The 17,533-nt window shown below is 70.5% G+C and carries 19 protein-coding genes; 15 read left to right on the top strand and 4 right to left on the bottom strand.

The window, feature by feature from the left end:
- Nucleotides 1-60 precede the first annotated feature (60 nt).
- From RY94_RS05240 to RY94_RS05220, 6 genes are all read left to right on the top strand, one after another.
- Nucleotides 61-906, top strand: a complete 846-nt coding sequence (locus RY94_RS05240; protein ID WP_043442449.1) for a class II glutamine amidotransferase — start codon at nucleotides 61-63, stop codon at nucleotides 904-906.
- A gap of 147 nt (nucleotides 907-1,053) precedes the next feature.
- A complete protein-coding gene (locus RY94_RS05235) occupies nucleotides 1,054-1,530 on the top strand; it encodes a DUF6325 family protein (protein ID WP_043442448.1) in 477 nt (158 codons plus the stop codon).
- A gap of 1 nt (nucleotide 1,531) precedes the next feature.
- Nucleotides 1,532-1,687: a hypothetical protein gene (locus RY94_RS17690; RefSeq protein WP_156135027.1), complete on the top strand. Its 156-nt coding sequence runs from the start codon at nucleotides 1,532-1,534 to the stop codon at nucleotides 1,685-1,687.
- A 125-nt stretch (nucleotides 1,688-1,812) separates the two neighbouring features.
- Nucleotides 1,813-2,523, top strand: a complete 711-nt coding sequence (locus RY94_RS05230) for a hypothetical protein (protein ID WP_043442445.1) — start codon at nucleotides 1,813-1,815, stop codon at nucleotides 2,521-2,523.
- A gap of 71 nt (nucleotides 2,524-2,594) precedes the next feature.
- Entirely contained in the window at nucleotides 2,595-4,007 is a 1,413-nt protein-coding gene (locus RY94_RS05225; RefSeq protein WP_052273975.1) for a DUF1254 domain-containing protein, read from the top strand.
- Between the two features lie 144 nt (nucleotides 4,008-4,151).
- Nucleotides 4,152-5,027, top strand: a complete 876-nt coding sequence (locus RY94_RS05220; protein ID WP_197060597.1) for a TPM domain-containing protein — start codon at nucleotides 4,152-4,154, stop codon at nucleotides 5,025-5,027.
- A 21-nt stretch (nucleotides 5,028-5,048) separates the two neighbouring features.
- On the opposite strand, the gene RY94_RS05215 is transcribed toward RY94_RS05220, so the two are convergent.
- On the bottom strand, nucleotides 5,049-6,662 hold the full coding sequence (locus RY94_RS05215) for a peptide chain release factor 3 (RefSeq protein WP_231554424.1): 1,614 nt from the start codon (nucleotides 6,660-6,662) through the stop codon (nucleotides 5,049-5,051).
- Between the two features lie 122 nt (nucleotides 6,663-6,784).
- Complete coding sequence (locus RY94_RS05210; protein WP_043442443.1) at nucleotides 6,785-7,357, bottom strand: GNAT family N-acetyltransferase; 573 nt, start codon at nucleotides 7,355-7,357, stop codon at nucleotides 6,785-6,787.
- A 204-nt stretch (nucleotides 7,358-7,561) separates the two neighbouring features.
- On the opposite strand from RY94_RS05210, the gene RY94_RS05205 reads away from it, so the two are divergent.
- Nucleotides 7,562-7,822 carry a WGxxGxxG family protein gene (locus tag RY94_RS05205; protein ID WP_043442441.1) on the top strand — a complete coding sequence of 87 codons (261 nt, stop codon included), beginning with the start codon at nucleotides 7,562-7,564 and terminating at the stop codon, nucleotides 7,820-7,822.
- An 89-nt stretch (nucleotides 7,823-7,911) separates the two neighbouring features.
- Here RY94_RS05205 and RY94_RS05200 read toward each other — a convergent pair whose 3' ends face one another.
- Nucleotides 7,912-9,486: an MFS transporter gene (locus tag RY94_RS05200; RefSeq protein WP_043442439.1), complete on the bottom strand. Its 1,575-nt coding sequence runs from the start codon at nucleotides 9,484-9,486 to the stop codon at nucleotides 7,912-7,914.
- 61 nt (nucleotides 9,487-9,547) lie between these two features.
- Here RY94_RS05200 and RY94_RS05195 point away from each other — a divergent pair, with 61 nt between their 5' ends.
- The 3 genes from RY94_RS05195 to RY94_RS05185 all read left to right on the top strand — a co-directional run bounded on the left by RY94_RS05195 (nucleotide 9,548) and on the right by RY94_RS05185 (nucleotide 11,325).
- Nucleotides 9,548-10,105: a TetR/AcrR family transcriptional regulator gene (locus RY94_RS05195; RefSeq protein WP_043443675.1), complete on the top strand. Its 558-nt coding sequence runs from the start codon at nucleotides 9,548-9,550 to the stop codon at nucleotides 10,103-10,105.
- Nucleotides 10,106-10,225: 120 nt separating this feature from the next.
- Nucleotides 10,226-10,645: a large conductance mechanosensitive channel protein MscL gene (gene mscL / locus RY94_RS05190; RefSeq protein WP_043442436.1), complete on the top strand. Its 420-nt coding sequence runs from the start codon at nucleotides 10,226-10,228 to the stop codon at nucleotides 10,643-10,645.
- On the top strand, nucleotides 10,642-11,325 hold the full coding sequence (locus RY94_RS05185; RefSeq protein WP_052273973.1) for a Pr6Pr family membrane protein: 684 nt from the start codon (nucleotides 10,642-10,644) through the stop codon (nucleotides 11,323-11,325). The genes mscL and RY94_RS05185 overlap by 4 nt, the downstream gene beginning before the upstream one ends.
- An 83-nt stretch (nucleotides 11,326-11,408) precedes the next feature.
- On the opposite strand, the gene RY94_RS05180 is transcribed toward RY94_RS05185, so the two are convergent.
- Nucleotides 11,409-12,896: an FAD-dependent oxidoreductase gene (locus RY94_RS05180; RefSeq protein WP_043442433.1), complete on the bottom strand. Its 1,488-nt coding sequence runs from the start codon at nucleotides 12,894-12,896 to the stop codon at nucleotides 11,409-11,411.
- 129 nt (nucleotides 12,897-13,025) lie between these two features.
- Between RY94_RS05180 and RY94_RS05175 the strand changes: the two genes are divergently transcribed.
- The 5 genes from RY94_RS05175 (at nucleotide 13,026) to RY94_RS05155 (ending at nucleotide 17,432) form a co-directional block, all read left to right on the top strand.
- Nucleotides 13,026-14,567, top strand: coding sequence for a cryptochrome/photolyase family protein (locus tag RY94_RS05175; RefSeq protein WP_082046068.1), 1,542 nt, complete (start codon nucleotides 13,026-13,028; stop codon nucleotides 14,565-14,567).
- Between the two features lie 8 nt (nucleotides 14,568-14,575).
- Nucleotides 14,576-15,559, top strand: a complete 984-nt coding sequence (locus tag RY94_RS05170) for an aldo/keto reductase (protein WP_043442430.1) — start codon at nucleotides 14,576-14,578, stop codon at nucleotides 15,557-15,559.
- Nucleotides 15,560-15,692: 133 nt separating this feature from the next.
- The gene (locus tag RY94_RS05165) at nucleotides 15,693-15,947 is read left to right on the top strand and encodes a hypothetical protein (protein WP_043442428.1); all 255 of its coding nucleotides are present in this window, start codon (nucleotides 15,693-15,695) and stop codon (nucleotides 15,945-15,947) included.
- Between the two features lie 15 nt (nucleotides 15,948-15,962).
- The gene (locus RY94_RS05160; protein WP_043442426.1) at nucleotides 15,963-16,880 is read left to right on the top strand and encodes an FHA domain-containing protein; all 918 of its coding nucleotides are present in this window, start codon (nucleotides 15,963-15,965) and stop codon (nucleotides 16,878-16,880) included.
- Between the two features lie 30 nt (nucleotides 16,881-16,910).
- Complete coding sequence (locus tag RY94_RS05155) at nucleotides 16,911-17,432, top strand: 2'-5' RNA ligase family protein (RefSeq protein ID WP_043442424.1); 522 nt, start codon at nucleotides 16,911-16,913, stop codon at nucleotides 17,430-17,432.
- Nucleotides 17,433-17,533: the final 101 nt, after the last annotated feature.

The following is a 17,533-nucleotide window of genomic DNA, read 5'->3' as shown; positions in this document are numbered from 1 at the left end:
AAGGCCGGCGGACTGGCTCCGGCCCGGTCTGGACATCCGGCCCGATCCGAAGGAGACGACATGTGTCGTTGGCTAGCGTACTCAGGTTCCCCCGTGCGATTGGACGACCTCCTCTACAGGCCCGTCAACTCACTCGTCATGCAGAGCAAGCACTCCCGTATGGGCGTCGAGACCACCAACGGGGACGGGTTCGGCGTCGGCTGGTACGGGACCGGGCCGACGCCCGGGGTCTACCACAGCACGGAGCCCGCCTGGCACGACCGCAACCTGCGCGAGCTCGCAGGGCATGCCTCGGCGGGCCACGTCTTCGCCCATATCCGTGCCACGACCGGCACGGCCGTCCAGCAGACGAACTGCCACCCGTTCCGCCACGGCCGATGGCTCTGGATGCACAACGGGGTCCTCGCGGATTTCTCGAAGGTGAAGCGCGATCTGGCCCTGGCGGTGGAGCCCAGCCTCTATCCCGAGATCGAAGGGTCCACGGACTCGGAGCTGTTCTTCTACCTCGCCCTCACGTTCGGGCTGGAACGGGATCCGCGCGCGGCGGTCGCCGAGGCGGTGGGGCTGATCGAGGACACCGGACGGCGCCACGGCATCGACTACCCCATCCAGATGACGGTCGCCACCACCGACGGCGACACCACCTGGGCCTTCCGCTATTCCAGCGAGGGCAACTCGCGATCGCTGTTCCACAGCAACGACATCGCGACCCTCCGTGCCCAGTACCCGGACAACCCGTTGCTCCACGAACTCTCGGACGACGCGCGGCTGGTGGTGTCCGAACCGCTGGGGGATCTCAAAGGAGCATGGCGGGAAGTGCCGGATGCCACCTGCGTCGTCGTGCATGAGGGCGAGCAGGAGCTGTACCCGTTCGCTCCCGAGCTCCCGGTCGTCGCGGCCGTCTGACACACCTCCGCAGTCCACCCGGCGGGCGCGATGGCCCGGCGCGAGGTCACCCCGGGCGGGTGACGCGCCGCCTGTGACCGGCACACAGGATGAGACTGCGGCAGTCCGTCGGACCGCCCCTGACACTGAGAAACGGAGGTCTTCAGCATGGCTGAGACGTTGGATGAACTAGGGCCGGTGGACTGGCTCGTCGTGGAGTTCCCCGGGCCGGACTTCGGCAAGGGTCAGATCGCCCCGTTCCTGGACGACCTGGTCAACCGTGAACTCGTCAGGGTCCTCGACATGGCGTTCCTGCGGAAGAACGCGGACGGCGCGCTCGAGACGGCGGAGATCTCCGACCTCGACGAGACCGAGCTCGGCGGGGTGCGCATGGCCGAGGCCGAGCTTGCGATGGTGCTCTCCGAGCAGGACATCATGGACCTGGCCGAGACGATCGAGCCCGGCCACTCCGCTGCGGTGCTCGTGTGGGAGAACCAGTGGGCCGCTCCGTTCGGTGCGGCCGTCCGCAAGGCCGGCGGCCAGCTCGTGGCCAGCGGCCGGATCCCGACCCAGGCGGTCATCGCCGCCTTCCAGGCCGACGAGGCCGACGCCCGATCGGCCGAAGGAATGAAGGAAGGAGTCTGACATGCCACTGGCAGCACGCCGCAGGCGCAGGACCGCCGCCGCCGTCGGAGGGGCCATCGTCGTCGCCCACGGGATCAACCGTCGTGGAGACCGCCGGGAGGACCGCCGGGACGACCGAGGAGACCGGCGCGAGGACCGCCGCGATCGACGCGACTGACGCCCGCTACAGACGCGTCACTCGTGACACCACACGATCGCCGCCACTGGTGCGCATGACCTGGGGGTCATGCGCACCAGTGGCGCACCGGGCGGTTCCATTCCCACACACCAAGGACGAAGACCATGTCACTCTCCGTGAAACTGCCGAAGGACGACGCCGACCTGACCCTCATGCGCTTCGAGGGAGTACGGGCGCAGCGCTACACCGAGATCTTCCTGATCGCACCTGCCGACACCGGCGAGATGATCGGCAGCATCTACAACACCATCGGCCTGAACGATCCCGACGGTTCCGGCGACACCTGCCCCCAGCCTCTCCTGGATCAGCTCGACATGCAGGCCCTCGCGCAGGAATACGACACCCCCGTCGTGTACAAGAACGGTCCTCGCCTGTGGTGCCTGGACTGGATCGACGTCAAGGTCGGCAGCGAGCGGGATTTCCACGGGTTGAAGGCACGCTGGGTCATGTGGCTGGACGTCCCCCAGGGGATGGGCGGCCGTCAGGAGGAGCTGGCCTACAAACCCATCACGGGCAGGCGTGACACCGAGTTCGGCATCAACAGGGGATCTCCCGCCTTCATCCTGGACGACCCGGACGGCGATACGTGGGTGATGAAGTCCGTCAGCCTCATCATCGACCCCCACCAGACCTACGCCGCCATGACGCAGCTGGGTGAGCGTCTGCAGCTCCCCGTGGGGTGGTCCTTCCGCGCGGTGACACTGGAGCAGGACCTCGTCCTCACTCCCGAGAACGGGACCGCACACATCCTCCAGGACGACATCGGGAACACCTACGACCGCGTGGGCGGACCGTTCAGCAACTACACGCCCTGAGCATTGGCTCGCCGGCTCGTCCACCCGGCGTGCTCCCGAGATCGGCCGGACAGTCCTTCGAGGAGCACACCATGACCCAGACCCCGACAACACAGACCCCGACGACACAGACCCCGACTGCCGAACCGGACACGTCGCCGGCCCCACCGGCGAGCACGCTCGACTGGCGCGCCGAATACGCCTACACCGCGGGAGTACAGGCCTTCATCTACGGATTCCCCTACATCTACAACGCCAAGCTCCGGCACGACTGGGTGACCAGCACACAGGATCCCGCGGTCCACCCTGCTGCGGCCGTCAACGAGTTCTGGCACGCCGGCCGGATCCTGGACGCGACCTACCGGGCGGGCGGCTGCCCGAGCACCGACTCGTTGTACTCCCTGGCCTGGCTGGACCTCGGTGACGGACCGTTCATCCTGTCCCACCCCGACATGGGCGAGCGGTACTTCACCTTCCAGCTCGCCTCGTTCACCTCGGACAACTTCGGCTACGTAGGCCAGCGCACCACCGGGCCCGGAGCCGGGAACTTCGCCGTCGTCGGCCCCGGCTGGGACGGCGACCTGCCGGCGGGGGTGCAGCGGGTCCGGACCTCGCCCACCCCCTGGGCGCTGGTGCTGGGCCGAACCGCCGTCAACGGCGTCGGCGACCTGCCAAACGCACGCGCCCTGCAGGGCCGGTACCGGCTCATCCCCCTCGCGGCGTGGAACGCGCCCGGCGCGGTGGTCCCGGCCCGGCGGGAGGTCTACGCACCCGTGCCGGTGTCCGAGGACCCCCTGGGGCCGTGGAAGACCCTCAACGCGATGCTGGCCGAGAACCCGCCGTCGTCCAGGCACGCCCTGGTGCTGGAACAGTTCAGCGGCCTGGGGGTGGGTGCAGGCCTGGACGTCGAGGCGCAGCCGGACGCGGTGCGCCAGGGCCTGGCCCGTGCCGCGGTCGCGGGGATGGCCCTGCTGCGGGACCAGTTCGCCAGCGGCGACTGGGCGACCATCGTGAACGGCTGGCGGTATCCGCCCCCGGAGGAGGGGCGGTTCGGCAACGACTTCCTCCGCCGGGCCGCGGACCAGTCACTCGCCGGCATCGCCGCCAACGACCCCGCGGAATCGGTGTACCTGATGAACTTCCAGGACGAGGACGGCGCCCGGCTCGACCCGGGACACCGCTACACCCTGCGCTTCCCGCCCGGCGGGCTGCCGCCGGTGGACGCCTTCTGGTCCCTGACCGCCTACACGGCCGCGGACCTCAACCTCATCGCGAACCCCATCGACCGGTACTCGGTCGGTGACCACGCGTCCGGGCTGCGGATGGACGACGACGGCGGGCTGACGCTGTACCTCCAGCCGGATCCTCCGGCTGCTGGGCGGGAGCCGAACTGGCTGCCGACGTCACCGGAGAGCCCGTGGTTCGTCCTGCTCAGGATGTACCGGCCCGGGCCCGCGGCCCTCGACGGTTCCTGGAGATGCCCGGGGATGGCCAGGAACGACTGACTCCTCCCGGAGAGGGGAGCCCACGGCTCACCGCCGCCCGATATGAGGCCGAGGAGTACCTGCTGCGACGGAGGGTGCTCCGCTGGTGGGGCTGCGCCGCGACCGGGCGGAAGGAGACGTACCATCCAGGCAGGAGGAAACACCATGACGAGACATCATCCCGGGGTCATGACGGCGGGTGCGTCCCTGATGCTGATCGCACTCTCGGGCTGCGGCGGGGGCGAACCCGCCTCCGTGCCGGAACCGCCGGTGACGGGCAACGTCCTGGATTCCGCCGACGTCCTGACAGCCGCCGAAGAGCAGGAGCTGAACGCGCTCATCGACGGGGGGAACAGCCGGACCGCCACCGCGCGCGTGGCCGTCCTGACCGTGGAGGACGCGAGCGGGTCCATCGAGGACTACGCCCGCGCCGTCGCGACCGCCTGGGGCGTGGGTGACGCCGGCGCCGACAACGGCGTGCTGATCCTTGCGGACACCGGGGGGCGCGAGCTGCGCATCGAGACCGCCGACGGTGCACGCGGGACGTTCTCCGACGACGACGCCACGCAGGTCATCGAGGACGTCCTCGAGCCGGCATTCGCCGACGAGGAGTACGCGACCGGGCTGACCGAGGCCGTCGGGCAGATCTACGACTACGCACGAGGCCAGGGTCCTGTGAAGGAGCCGTTCGACTGGGTGCTCTTCGGTCGGGTCGCGGGCGGCATCGCCGTCCTCCTGGGCGGACTCGTGTGGCTGTTCGCCGCGGACTCCCGCCGCCGTCGTCGCATATCCGACGAGGAGTTGCGGGTGGCCGAGGACGCCGACCCGGAGCTGCGCCTGACCGAGCAGCAGCGGGCGGCGTACCGGAAGTACCGGTACAGCCACCGGGGCGACGACGCCGTGGGGAACCCGGCGCTCTGGCTCCCCCTCTACATCGCCAACCCCGCGCTCTACTCCGGGGGCACCGGGGGCAGCGCCTCGGGGTCCTCCTTCAACGGAGGCGGGGGCTTCAGCGGCGGCGGGGCATCGGGCACCTACTGACCGCGAGGAGACGTGCGGGCCCTACTGGTCGACGGCCGCGCCGATCGGCTCGAGCACGACGTCGGGGAAGTCCTTCCTGAAGTGCCCCACCTTCCACTTGTCCCCGAACACGGCCACGATCTCGCCGTCGGACCGGAAGAGGATCTCGCCGCCGCGGAAGGTCCCGGGGACGCCCTGGCTCTCCGGGGCCACGCGCATGGCGAGCGTGTAGGAGAGGTTGTCCAGCGACGTCGGTGCGTTGAACTCGGTGCCCAGCCGCTGGGCGGCGACCTCGAACTGCAGGGCCCCGACGGCGGCGAGCACGGGCGCCTGGTCGCCGCGGAGGTCCGAGCGCAGCACCTGCACCACGCCCTCGTGCTCGAGCTGCTCGATCCCGCGGCGGAACTGCTTGTACCGTCCCGGGTCCTTGGCACGCGCGACCGCGAACAGCTCGGGGGAGAAGCGCGGGATGTCGGGGAACTGCACGGGCTCCTCGGCGAACAGGCTGTCGCCCACGCGCAGGCTCGTCGCGTTCACGAGTCCGACGACGTCGCCGGGCCACGCGGTGTCCACCACCTCGCGGCTGCGGCCGAGGACGCGGTGCGCGTACTTGGTGGCGAAGGGCTTCCCGGTGCGCTGGTTGGTGATGACCATGCCGCGCTCGAACGTGCCTGAGCAGATGCGCAGGTACGCGATGTGGTCGCGGTGGGCGCTGTCCTGGCCCGCCTGCACCTTGAACACGAACCCGGACATCGGCGCGTCGATGGGGCGCGGCGCGTCCTCCTTCGAGGGACGCGGGGAGGGGGAGGGCGCCACGTCCACCAGGATGTCGAGGAGCTGGGAGACGCCGAAGTTCTTGGCCGCTGCCGCGAAGAGGACGGGCGTCTGCCGGGCCGCCTCGAACTCCTCGCGGTCGAAGGAACCGTGCGAGGACTCGACGAGCCCCGACTCCTCGCGCGCGTCGAGCCAGGCGCCGGCGTCGCGCGGGTCGAGGGCGTCGATGTCCACCTCGGTCTCCGTGGCGGCCTGGGCGCCGGCCTCCACGGCCGTCAGCGCGATCGCGCGCTCCGCCCGCAGGTCGATGAGCCCCTGGAACTCCCCGGCGATCCCGGCCGGCCAGGTGAGCGGGACCGGGGTCATCCCGGTGCGCTCCCCGACGTCGTCGATCAGGCCGAGGGCGTCGAGGCCCGGCCGGTCCCACTTGTTGATGACCGTGATGATCGGGATGTTCCGCGCCTTGCACACGGCGAGCAGCTTGACGGTCTGCGGCTCGAAGCCCTTGGCGGCGTCGATCAGCATGACCGCGGAATCGACGGCGGCGAGGACGCGGTAGGTGTCCTCCGAGAAGTCCGCGTGGCCCGGGGTGTCGACGACGTTGAGGATGGTGTCACGGTAGGTCAGCTGGAGGGCCGCGGAGCTGATCGAGATCCCGCGCTCCTGCTCGATGCCCATCCAGTCCGACACCGTGGCGTGACGGCTCGACTTGCCGTGCGTGACACCGGCGTCCTGGATGGCCCGGGCGAGGAGCGCCAGCGCCTCCGTGAGGGTCGACTTCCCGGCGTCGGGGTGGGAGATGACGGCGAAGGTACGACGGCGTCCGGCCTCGCGGCGGACGGCGTCGGCGTCGAGGACGGGGGATTCGGTTAGCAGGGCCACCCTTCCATTGTCCCCGATACCGGCGGGACCACCCGTCGGTGAGCGCATCTGTTCGCTGTGCGCATCGGTGCCGGCGGCCCGGGCGGGCCCGTGGTGGCCGCTACCGAGGGCGCTTCCGGTGGTCAGGGCAGCTCGAGCCGCATGAGGATCCGGGGGAACCCGCTCACCACCGACGCCGTGTCGGCCGCCTTCGTGAATCCTGCTGCCTCGAAGAGCCGGCGTGTGCCGACATAGGCCATCGTGGTGTCCACCTTCCCGCCCGCGTTGTCCACCGGGTACCCCTCGACGGCCGGAGCCCCGTGGCTCACGGCGAAGTCCACCGCGCCGGCGAGCAGTCGATGCGAGATGCCCCTGCCTCGGTGTCCCGGCCGCACCCGGATGCACCACACCGACCACACGTCGGCGTCATCGACGCGCGGGATCGTGCGGCTGCGGGCGAACGCCGTCCCGGCGCGCGGGTGGACGGCGGCCCATCCGACGACGTCGTCGCCGTCGTAGGCGAGCACGCCGGGCGGCGGATCCTCCTGGCACAGGCGCTGCACGAGATCGCCGCGGTCCCGCCCCGTCAGCGCGGCGTTCTGCTTCCCCGGGAGGCGGTAGCTGAGGCACCAGCAGGCGGTCGCGTCCACGCGCCGGGGTCCCACCATCGTCGCGACATCCTCGAACGCCGTCGCCGGGCGTACCTCGATCACCATGACCCCACTGTTCCACCCGCACCCCCGACGGACAACGGTTCCTGCGGGCGGTTCTGCGGGCGGCGTCCATGCGCCCGCGTACCCGCGGTCCCCGCGCCTCGCAAGCACTTTCGGGACTCATTTCGAGGGCGCGGATCGACACATGGTAAGTAGGCTGATGAATGGAGTCCCAGCAGGGTTCCTTCCCCCGACCCAAGGAGCGTCATGATCCGCAAGACCGCAGCTACCGCAGCACTCTCCCTCGCCATCCTGACGGGAATGGCAGCCCCTTCCATCGCCGCCGAAGAGCCGGCTTCCACGACCGAGCAGAGCCAGGAGAGCGACGACAGCGGCGACAACGGACTGTGGGGCCTCCTCGGCCTCCTCGGCCTCGCAGGCCTGCTGAAGAAGAACAAGAAGGAGCACGTCGATCACCGTGCCAACGGCGCCTCGGGCGTCAACGACCCGAACCGCACCGGACACTAGGTCCTGGCGGGTCCGAAGCCCGCCCGGGAACACGACAAGGGTCCGTTCCTCCAGGAACGGACCCTTGTCGTGTTCCCGGGGGTTGCCGCCTAGTGGTCGACGCGCTCCGCCGTCGTGCCGCGCAGGCTCCAGGCGGCCAGGACGGACGCGCCGGCCATGAGCAGTGCGGCGATGCCGGACGTCAGCGTGATGCCGCTGTCGAAGGCGTGGAACGCCGAGTCCCGGAGCAGCGCCGCGCTGGTCGGGCCGAGCTGGGTCGCGACCTCGACCGCGCCGCCGAGGGTCTCGGTGGACGTCTCCGCCTGGCCGCTGCTGAGTCCCGCGGGGAGGGTCAGCTCGCGCTGGTAGGACGCGAGCAGGATGCTGCCGAGCACGGCGGTCCCGAGGACCGAGCCGACCTCGTAGGCGGTTTCGGACACGGCGGATGCCGCGCCGGCCTTGGCGGCCGGGACGGAGGACAGGATGAGGTCGTTGGAGACCGTCTCGGACGCGCCGACACCGATCCCGAGGATCACGAAGGCGGTCATGAGGAAGCCCGCGGACCCGCCCTCGCCCAGCAGGGCGATCATCGCGTACGCGACGGCCGAGAACATCAGGGCCACCGGGACGACGACGTGCGGCGGGCACCGGCGGGCCAGCGGCACGACGGCGAGGCCGGCGATGATCGTCACGAGGAGGCCCGGCAGCAGGACCAGTCCGGCGTCGAGCGGGCTGAACCCGAGCACCAGCTGGAGGTGCTGCGAGACGAAGAACAGGAAGCCGACGAGCGAGAAGATCGCGAAGAGGTTCACCAGGACGGCGCCGCTGAAGGCGCGCACCGTGAACAGGCGGACGTCGAGCATGGGGTTGCGGCGCTGCAGCTGGCGGGCGACGAAGGCGGTGCCCGCGGCGAGCCCGATGAAGGCCGCTGTCACCGAGATGAGCAGCGGGCCTCCCTTCGCCAGGTTCTTGATGGCGTAGACGACCGGCAGCATGGTCCCGATGGACAGGACGATGCCGGCGTAGTCCACGAGGCCCGGGTGGGAATCCTTCGACTCGGGGACCAGGGCGGGGGTCAGCGCGAGCATGAGCACCAGCACGGGTACCGCGAGGAGGAAGACGGAGCCCCACCAGAAGTGTTCGAGCAGGATGCCGCCGAGCAGGGGGCCGAGCGCCGCACCGGCCGAGAAGCCCGCGGCCCAGACCGCGATGGCGATCCGGCGCTGGTTCCGGTCCATGAAGATGTTGCGGATGAGCGAGAGGGTCGAGGGCATGAGCATGGCGCCGAAGACGCCGAGACCCACGCGGGCGGCGACCAGGAACGCCGCCGTGGGCGCGAATGCCGCGATCACCGAGAAGACGGCGAAGCCCACCGCGCCGATCATGAGCAGGCGGCGGCGGCCGAAGCGATCGCCGAAGCTGCCCATGGCCACCAGCAGGCCGGCGAGCACGAGGGGGTAGCTGTCGACGATCCAGAGCAGGGTGGTCCCGCTCGTGGCGAAGTGGCGGGAGATCTCGGGCAGGGCGAAGCTCAGCACGGTGTTGTCGACGGAGACCAGCAGCACCGGCAGCATCAGCACGGCGAGGGCGAACCACTCGCGGCGGCCGGCCAGGGGGTCGGGGGACTGAACGGCACGCGGGTTCACCCCGGATGCACGTGCGGAGAAGGAGGGTGTCGTGGTCATCCATCCAAGCTATACCGTCCAGCCGGTACAGTTCAACAATCGTGACCGGTATCATCAGGGAGTGTCCAGTTCCCGCGAGCGCATCCTCGACAGCTTCGAGAAAGCACTGATCCGCGACGGCGAGAGGGCCGCCACCATGGAAGCGGTGGCCGCGGCCGCCGACGTCTCCAAGGGCGGGCTGCTCTATCACTTCCCCTCCAAGGAGGCCCTCGTCGAGGGCCTGGCCGATCGCCTCCGTGGCCTCGCCGACAGGGACCGCGAGATGATGACGGCGGCGCCGGACGGGGCGGCCCGCTACTACGTCCGGACGTCCGTCTTCGAGGACAGCCCGCTCGACCGCGCGCTCGTGTCCATGGCGCGCCTCGCCCAGCAGGGGCACCCGACGGCGAAGGCCTCCCTCGCCGACATCCAGGAACGGTGGCTCGACGCGCTCGACGCCCAGCTCGGCGACCGTACGACGGCGCACGCCGTCAAGCTCCTCGGCGACGGCCTCTACTACGACGCCGCCTTCTTCGCCTCGGCCGGGACAGGCCGGACGAGCGGCGCGGAGATCGAGGAACTGCTCGGCGTCGTGGACCTCATCGTCAGCCGGAGCGGGCGCGGCGCCGCGTCCCGGTGAGCCTCGTCCCCCGTCATCCGGCGTCGGGACGGGGCCGACGGAGGGCGCCTCACTAGAGTGAGGCGTACTGGCAGGATCCGCCGGGACCAGCGGCACGGGCACTCAGCGAGGGGACAGCGGTTGATCAAGGGTTTCAGGGACTTCATTCTGCGCGGCAACGTGATCGAACTGGCGATCGCCGTCGTCATCGGCACTGCCTTCACGGCTCTCGTCAGCGCCTTCACGGCGAACATCATCGACCCGGTCATCGCATCGGCCGGCGGGATCGACACCGACGGGTTCGGCTTCCGGATCCGGGAGGGCAACGACGCCACCTTCGTCGACGTGGGTGCCGTGCTCACGGCCGTGGTCACCTTCCTCATCACGGCGGCCGTGGTCTACTTCGTGTTCGTCGTGCCCATGAACCGTGCCCGTGCGCGGCTGCAGGCGCTCGCCGCACCGGAGGACCCGGAAGAGGCGCCGACCCCGGTCGACACCGTTCTCCTCACGGAGATGCGGGACCTGCTGAAGGACCTGGCGTCCAGGGGAGTCCGGCCGTGACGGGGGCGCCGGCGGGCGTGCGTGCTCTCCGCCCGCAGACCCTGCCCCTCCGCGCCGCCGTCCGCCTGGTGGTGGGGGTGGTCGTGGTCCTCGCGGTCCTGTCCACCTTCCTGGACTCGGCGTCCCGGGACGCCGTGAACCCGTTCAACTTCTTCGGATTCTTCACCATCCAGGGCAACCTCCTGGCCGCGGGCGTCCTGCTCCTCGCCGCCGTGCTCCAGATCCGCGGAGCGGCCGAGCCCGAGTGGCTGCTGCCCGTCCGTGCTGCCGTCACCACGTACATGTCCGTCGTCGGTGTCGTCTACAACCTGCTGCTGGCCGGTCTCCCGGGCGGAGTGGAGCTCGCCTGGGCCAACTGGGTCATGCATGTCGGATTCCCCGTCTACGCCGTCCTGGACTGGGTCGTCGCGGCCGACCGCCGTGCGCTCTCCTACCGCGTCCTGCGCCTCGTCCTCGTCTTCCCGCTGGCCTGGGTGACGGTGGTCCTCGTGCGGGGTGCCGCCGACGGCTGGGTGCCGTACCCGTTCCTCGACCCGGCGTCGGGCTACGCCTCGGTGGCCCTGTACGTCGTCGTCATCGCGGTGGCCGTCGTGGCCTTCGGCGCCGTGGTGATCCTCATCAGCCGGCGCGCGCGACCGGTCGCCGAACTCGTCGGAGAGGCCCGGCGCGGACGCGCCTGACCCGCGCCCGCCGGGCTCCCGCCCGCGCCTGCCAGGGCTCCGGCCCGCGCCTGCCGGGGCGAGGTGTCATCGAGCGCGGCGCGTCAGCGCCGCGTATCGGCGAGGTCCGATGTCGACGGCCCCTCGAGCAGCTTCCCGTCCGCCGTGAAGCGCGACCCGTGGAGCGGGCAGTCCCACGACCGCTCGGCGTCGTTCCAGGCCAGGATCCCCTTCAGATGGGGGCAGACGGCCGACACGCGGTGCTGTATGCCGTCCACCGTGCATACCCCGACGGGGCGCGCGCCCTCGCGGATCACGCGGCCCTCACCCTCGCCTGGCGTGGAGGACGAGGACCGCGCGAGGCCGCCCAACCAGCCGGACACCATCTCCATGCCGACCACGGCGTTCGCCTGCGCCGTCTGCAGCGCGTCGGCCGGGCTGACCCTCGTCCGGTACAGGGTCTCGGCCCAGGGCATGTTGCCGCCGAGGATCTCCCCCGAGAGGGCCAGCGAGGCCGCGACCGCGTTGGTCATGCCCCACTTGTTGTAGCCGGTGGCCGCGTAGACGTGTCCGCCGCCGGCCGGGACCCTGCCCACGTAGGGGACGGCCGCGGCGGGCGTGTAGTCCTGGGCCGACCAGGCGTAGGCGGGGCGCGCCGTGGGGAAGTACCCGCGCGCCCACCGCGTGAGGCCGTCCACCCTCGCCTGCGTGTTGGTGCTGTGCCCCACCTTGTGGCCGTTGCCGCCGACGACCAGGTACGTGGTGCCGCCGACGACGGCGGTGCGCAGCGACCGGGTGGGGGAGTCGGCGCTGAGGTACATGTCCTCCGGGACGTCGCCCTCCACGGTCAGGGCCACGCAGTACGAGCGCATGGGCTGCAGCACGGCGAAGTAGCCCCCACGGTCGAGGATGGGGATGCCCGTGGCGAGGACGACGTCCGACGCCGTCACCGGACCGGCGCTGGTCTTCAGTTCCACGCCGTGCGCCCCCGTCCTCGCGACGCCCTCGACGCGGACGCCCTCGACCAGCGTGCCGCCGTGCCGCCTGAACTCGGACGCCAGTCCGGCCAGCACCTCGAGCGGATGGAACTGGGCCTGGTCCCTCAGGCGCAGCGTCTTCCGCACGGGGAAGGGGAGGGTGGCGGCGCTGCCCAGCTCGGTGGCGAGGCCCGCCGCGACGCACGCCTCGTGCTCGTCGGTCAGCTTCCGCGCCCCCGAGTCCGTGGTGGCGTACTCGACGGCGTCGCGGGTCTGGTAGCCGATACCGTTCTCGTCGCAGAAACGCAGCAGCCAGCTCTGCCCCTCGCGGTTCCCGAGGACGTAGGCCCGGGCGAGCTCCACGTCGTGGTGCTTCAGGATCGCCGAGATGGCCGTCCCCTGCAGGAGGGAGAGCTTCGCCGTGGTGTTCCCCGTGGTCACCGCGCCGGCCGTCCGGGCCTCGAGGACCGCCACCCGGCGCCCGGCCCGGGACAGCAGGAGCGCCGTCGTCAGCCCGGTCAGCCCGGCCCCGACGACGACCGCGTCGTAGGCGGCGCGGGCCGGCAGGGAGTCGGTCGGGATGTGCGGGGCGGTATCGAGCCAGAGCGATCGCATGAGGGTCCCTTCCGGAGCCGGTCGGTGGTCCCCACCGAACCACCAAGCCCGGCCACGGTCAAGCATCCGGGCCTGTCGGCGGCGGGCGCTAGGGTTGCCGACAACCGTCCCCTGCAGGAAGGCACCTCCGTGCACGTCCAGCTCGTCCTTCCGCACCAGCTGTTCGAGGAGCACCTCGAGGCGTCCCCGGACACACACTTCGTCTTCCTCGAGGACGACCTCATGTTCCGCAGCCTGCGGTTCCACCAGCAGAAACTCGTCCTGCACCGCGCAGCCATGACCCTCTTCGCACGGCGGGTCCGGGCTGCGGGCTACGGCGTCGACTATGTGGAGACCTCCGCGGAGGCCACCAGCCAGGAGCGGCTGTCGGCCGCGCTCGCGGACCGCGGTGCCTCGCACGCGACCTACTACGACGTCGTCGACGACTGGCTGGACCGGCGCCTCACGCAGACCCTCGCGGACGCCGGCGTGGCGGTACGCGTCCTCGAGACCCCGCAGTTCCTCACGTCGCGGGACGTCCTCGGCACCTACTTCTCCTCCCACAACTGGCGCATGCAGACCTTCTACGAGTGGCAGCGCAAGCGGCTCGGCATCATGGTGGCGGCCGACGGCTCGCCGACGGGCGGGAAGTGGAGCTTCGATGCCGACAACCGCAAAAAGCTGCCGAAGAAGATCGGGCTGCCGGACCTGCCGCGTTTCGAGCGTCCGCCGGAGGTGGAGGACGCGATCAGCTGGGTGCAGGGCGCGTTCCCGGACAACCCCGGCACCGCGGAGTCCTTCAACTGGCCCGTCACGCACCGGCAGGCCTCCGATGCCCTCGAGGCATTCCTCACCGAGCGCTTCGAGCTGTTCGGCCCGTACGAGGACGCGATCGCGGAGGGGCAGACCTACCTCTTCCACTCGGCCCTGAGCTCCAGCATGAACACCGGTCTGCTCAGCCCCGCCGAGGTGGTGGACCTCGCGCTGGACTTCGCCGACCGCCACGACACCCCGATCGCCAGCGTGGAGGGCTTCATCCGCCAGGTCATCGGATGGCGGGAGTACATCAGGGCGTCCTACGTGCTCCGCGGGCGGGAGATGCGGACCGGCAACACCCTCGGGTTCACGGCGGACCTCCACTCGGGCTGGTGGACCGGTGAAACGGGCCTGGCGCCCGTGGACTCCGTCATCACCCGCGTCCTCGACACCGCCTACGCCCACCACATCGAGCGGCTGATGGTGCTGGGCAACGCGACCCTGCTCATGCGGGCGAAGCCGGACGCCGTCCATGCGTGGTTCATGGAGATGTTCATCGACGCCTACGACTGGGTGATGGTGCCCAATGTGTACGCGATGAGCCAGTTCGCGGCCGGAACCATGATCACCACCAAGCCGTACGTCAGCGGCAGCAACTACATCAAGAAGATGAGCGATTTCAAGGACGGCCCGTGGCGGTTCAGCTGGGACGCGCTCTACTGGGAGTTCGTGGACGACCACCGCGAACTGTTCGCCCGCAACCCCCGCTCCACCATGAGCGTGGTGCTCCTCGACCGCATGGACGCCGAGCGGCGGACGGCACTGCGACACGAGGCGGCGCGGTGGCTCCCGGGAGAGGGGCCGACGACGGGCGTCCCGCCCGCGGACGTGTCGCCGGACCCCGAGGCGACGGAGGGCACGCTCCCCGGCCTATAGTCGGGATCATGGAACAGAGAACCCTTGGAAGAACCGGCCGTCCAGTCTCCGTCGTCGGCCTCGGCACCTGGCAGCTCGGCGCGGACTGGGGCGAGGTGGAGGACAAGGACGCCGTCGCCGTCCTCGAGGCGGCCGTCGACGCGGGTGTGACCTTCTTCGACACCGCGGACGTCTACGGCGACGGGCGCAGCGAATCGACCATCGGGGCGTTCCTCAAGGACAACCCCGGCCACGACATCCTCGTCGGCACGAAGATGGGCCGTCGCGTCGATCAGACCCCCGAGAACTACACGCTGGCCAACTTCCGCCAGTGGGTCGACCGGTCGCGGACGAACCTCGGCGTGGACGCCCTGGACCTCGTCCAGCTCCACTGCCCGCCGACCGCCGTCTACAGCTCCGACGAGGTCTACGACGCGCTCGACACCCTCGTCGGTGACGGCGTCATCAGGAATTACGGCGTCAGCGTGGAGCGCACCGACGAGGCGCTCGAGGCCATCGCCCGCGGCAACACCGCCAGCGTGCAGATCATCCTGAACGCGTTCCGCCTCAAGCCGCTCGACGACGTCCTGCCCGCGGCACAGGCCGGCGGCGTCGGGATCATCGCGCGCGTCCCCCTGGCGTCAGGACTCCTGTCCGGCAAGTACACCAAGGACACCGCGTTCGCCGAGGACGACCACCGCAACTACAACCGGAACGGCGCCGCCTTCGATGTCGGGGAGACCTTCTCGGGCGTCGACTACGCGACCGGCATCGAGGCCGCCCGCGAGTTCGCGGAGCTCGTGCCCGACGGCGTCACGACCGCCCAGGCGGCCCTCGCCTGGATCATCGCCCAGGAGGGCGTGAGCACCGTCATCCCCGGCGCCCGCAACCCGGAGCAGGCCGGATCCAATGCGGCAGCGGCCAAGTACACGGACCTCGGCGCGCAACTGAACGCCGCCGTCGCCGATATCTACGACCGCCATTTCAGGGCCACCGTGCACCCCCAGTGGTGATCCTCCGGCCAGGAACCCGTCCGCACCGCGGACGGGTTCCGCACGGCCGGACGCTCGGCTAGGGTGAGCACTATCACGTCAGACGGAGTTAGAGGACGTCTGTCATTGTTGAACCACCGACGAAGGAATCGACATGACTGAAAACACCTCAGGCGTCAGCACGGGCGAGTCGCACACCATCCGCGACTGGACGGACCTCGCGGAAGAGATGTGGTCCTACCTGACCGGGCGCGGCGCCGCGATCAACTACACGCTGGATGACATGACCGTCGAGGTCCCGCGCGACATCGGTCCCGATGCCCCGCGCGCCACCTGGAAGTTCAACGGCACCCTGCGGATCACCACCAGCGACAACGTCGCCGGCGGCTCCGACCCGCACGCCACCTGATCCGCCGCACGCGTCATGGCCTCATCACTCAGGTTCGACATTGACATCGATTTCTCGCTGGGGGAGCCGGCCATCGACGGCAAGCCGGAAGCAGGGCTGTCCGGCACCGTGAGGGCGGCCGGCACCACCATCGAGATCTTCGTCGACGACCCCGGCTCCTTCCGCGGGAACAACCTCCCCGGCCTCGGGCAGGTGCGGAGTATCGCCCGGCAACTGGCGGAGCGCGGACTCGCGGTGTCGGTCTCCGGGCCCAAGGGCCTGCTGGTGAGCATCGGTGCCGTGGAGTCCTCCCTGGCGCAGCGGCTCATCACGCGCTCCCCCAACATCCGCCTCGGCTCGCCGGGCACGCTCGCGCCCCTGCTCGGCATCGGCCGGCGCGCACTCGAGAAGGGCGATGCGCCGTCGCTCATCCCGCCCTCCACGCCGTTCCCACTCGTCCCGACGGTCAACCGCAGGATCCGACGGACCATCACCACCACGCACTACCTGCGGGGGTCGGGGCGTCCCCGCCTCATCTTCGTGCAGAACTCCGCGGCGTGGACCGGCCAGGTGCCGCGCGAGTTCGAACTGGTCGCCGAGCGCACCACGATCGGCAGCGGCGAGGACGCGATGCTTCGACTCACCGGCCTCGACGGGCTGCATGCCGAGGTGCTCCACACGGAGGACGACGAGTACGTGCTGGTGCCGCACGGCGTCATCACGGGCAGCGTCAACGGCAGGGAACCGTCCGTGCTCCGCACCGGTGCGCGCATCCAGTTCGGGGAGTGGGCGCTCGCGTTCTTCCGCGAGGAGTACGCGGACCACGGACGGCCGTTCGGCGGCCGCAGCGGTGGCGAGCTCGCCTACCAGCGCCCGCAGCGCAACCCGCGGACCGGCGCCACCGAGGTGGACGGGTCCGCCGGCGTCGGGGACTTCCGACGGCGGCGGCCCTGACCCGGCTACCAGCAGGAAGGCGCGTGTGGCGTGGCCGATGACGTCGAACTCCTGTTGGCGCCGGTGTCGGAGGCGTTCCTGTTCGAGGACTGGGCGGCGCTGGAGGCCGCAGGCCTGCCCAACCAGTCGCAGCACCAGTCCTTCAGCAACGCCCCGCACATCACGCTCGCCGCTGCGGCGCGCATCGACGACCGCTACGACGTCGATCTCGCGTCCGCCGCGGAGGGGGACGCGCTGGAGCTGGTGACGGCGGGCTTCCTCGTGTTCCCGACGCGGCGGAAGTTCGTGCTCGCCCGCCAGGTGGTGGCCGACGCCGCCCTGACGGACCTTCACCTCCGCATCTGGCGTGCCCTCGACGGCGTACCGGATGCCGTGCCCACCACCGTGCCCGGTGCGTGGACGCCGCACATCACCCTCGGCCACGGCCTCACCGCGGACCAGCTGGCGTCCGCGCTCGATCTCCTGCGGCACCGACCGCCGGAGCGGCTCGACGCGGGGATCATCCGGCGCTGGGACGCGAAGGAAAAGCGCCTCGTGCTGCTCGGAGGCTGATAGTCCGGGATTCAGCGAGTCTCGACCGGCCCGTCGCGTCCTACCGCCGCGCGGAGGGCAGCTGACGGTGTTTACCGGGGGCTGAATGCTCACCCGCAGGC

Origin of the sequence: Arthrobacter sp. L77 (genome assembly GCF_000816565.1) — a bacterium.
In the GTDB taxonomy this organism is placed as follows: Bacteria; Actinomycetota; Actinomycetes; order Actinomycetales; family Micrococcaceae; genus Arthrobacter_D; species Arthrobacter_D antioxidans.
The sequence above is the reverse complement of the archived record's forward strand: the minus strand, read 5'-3'. Positions and strand labels throughout refer to the sequence as shown.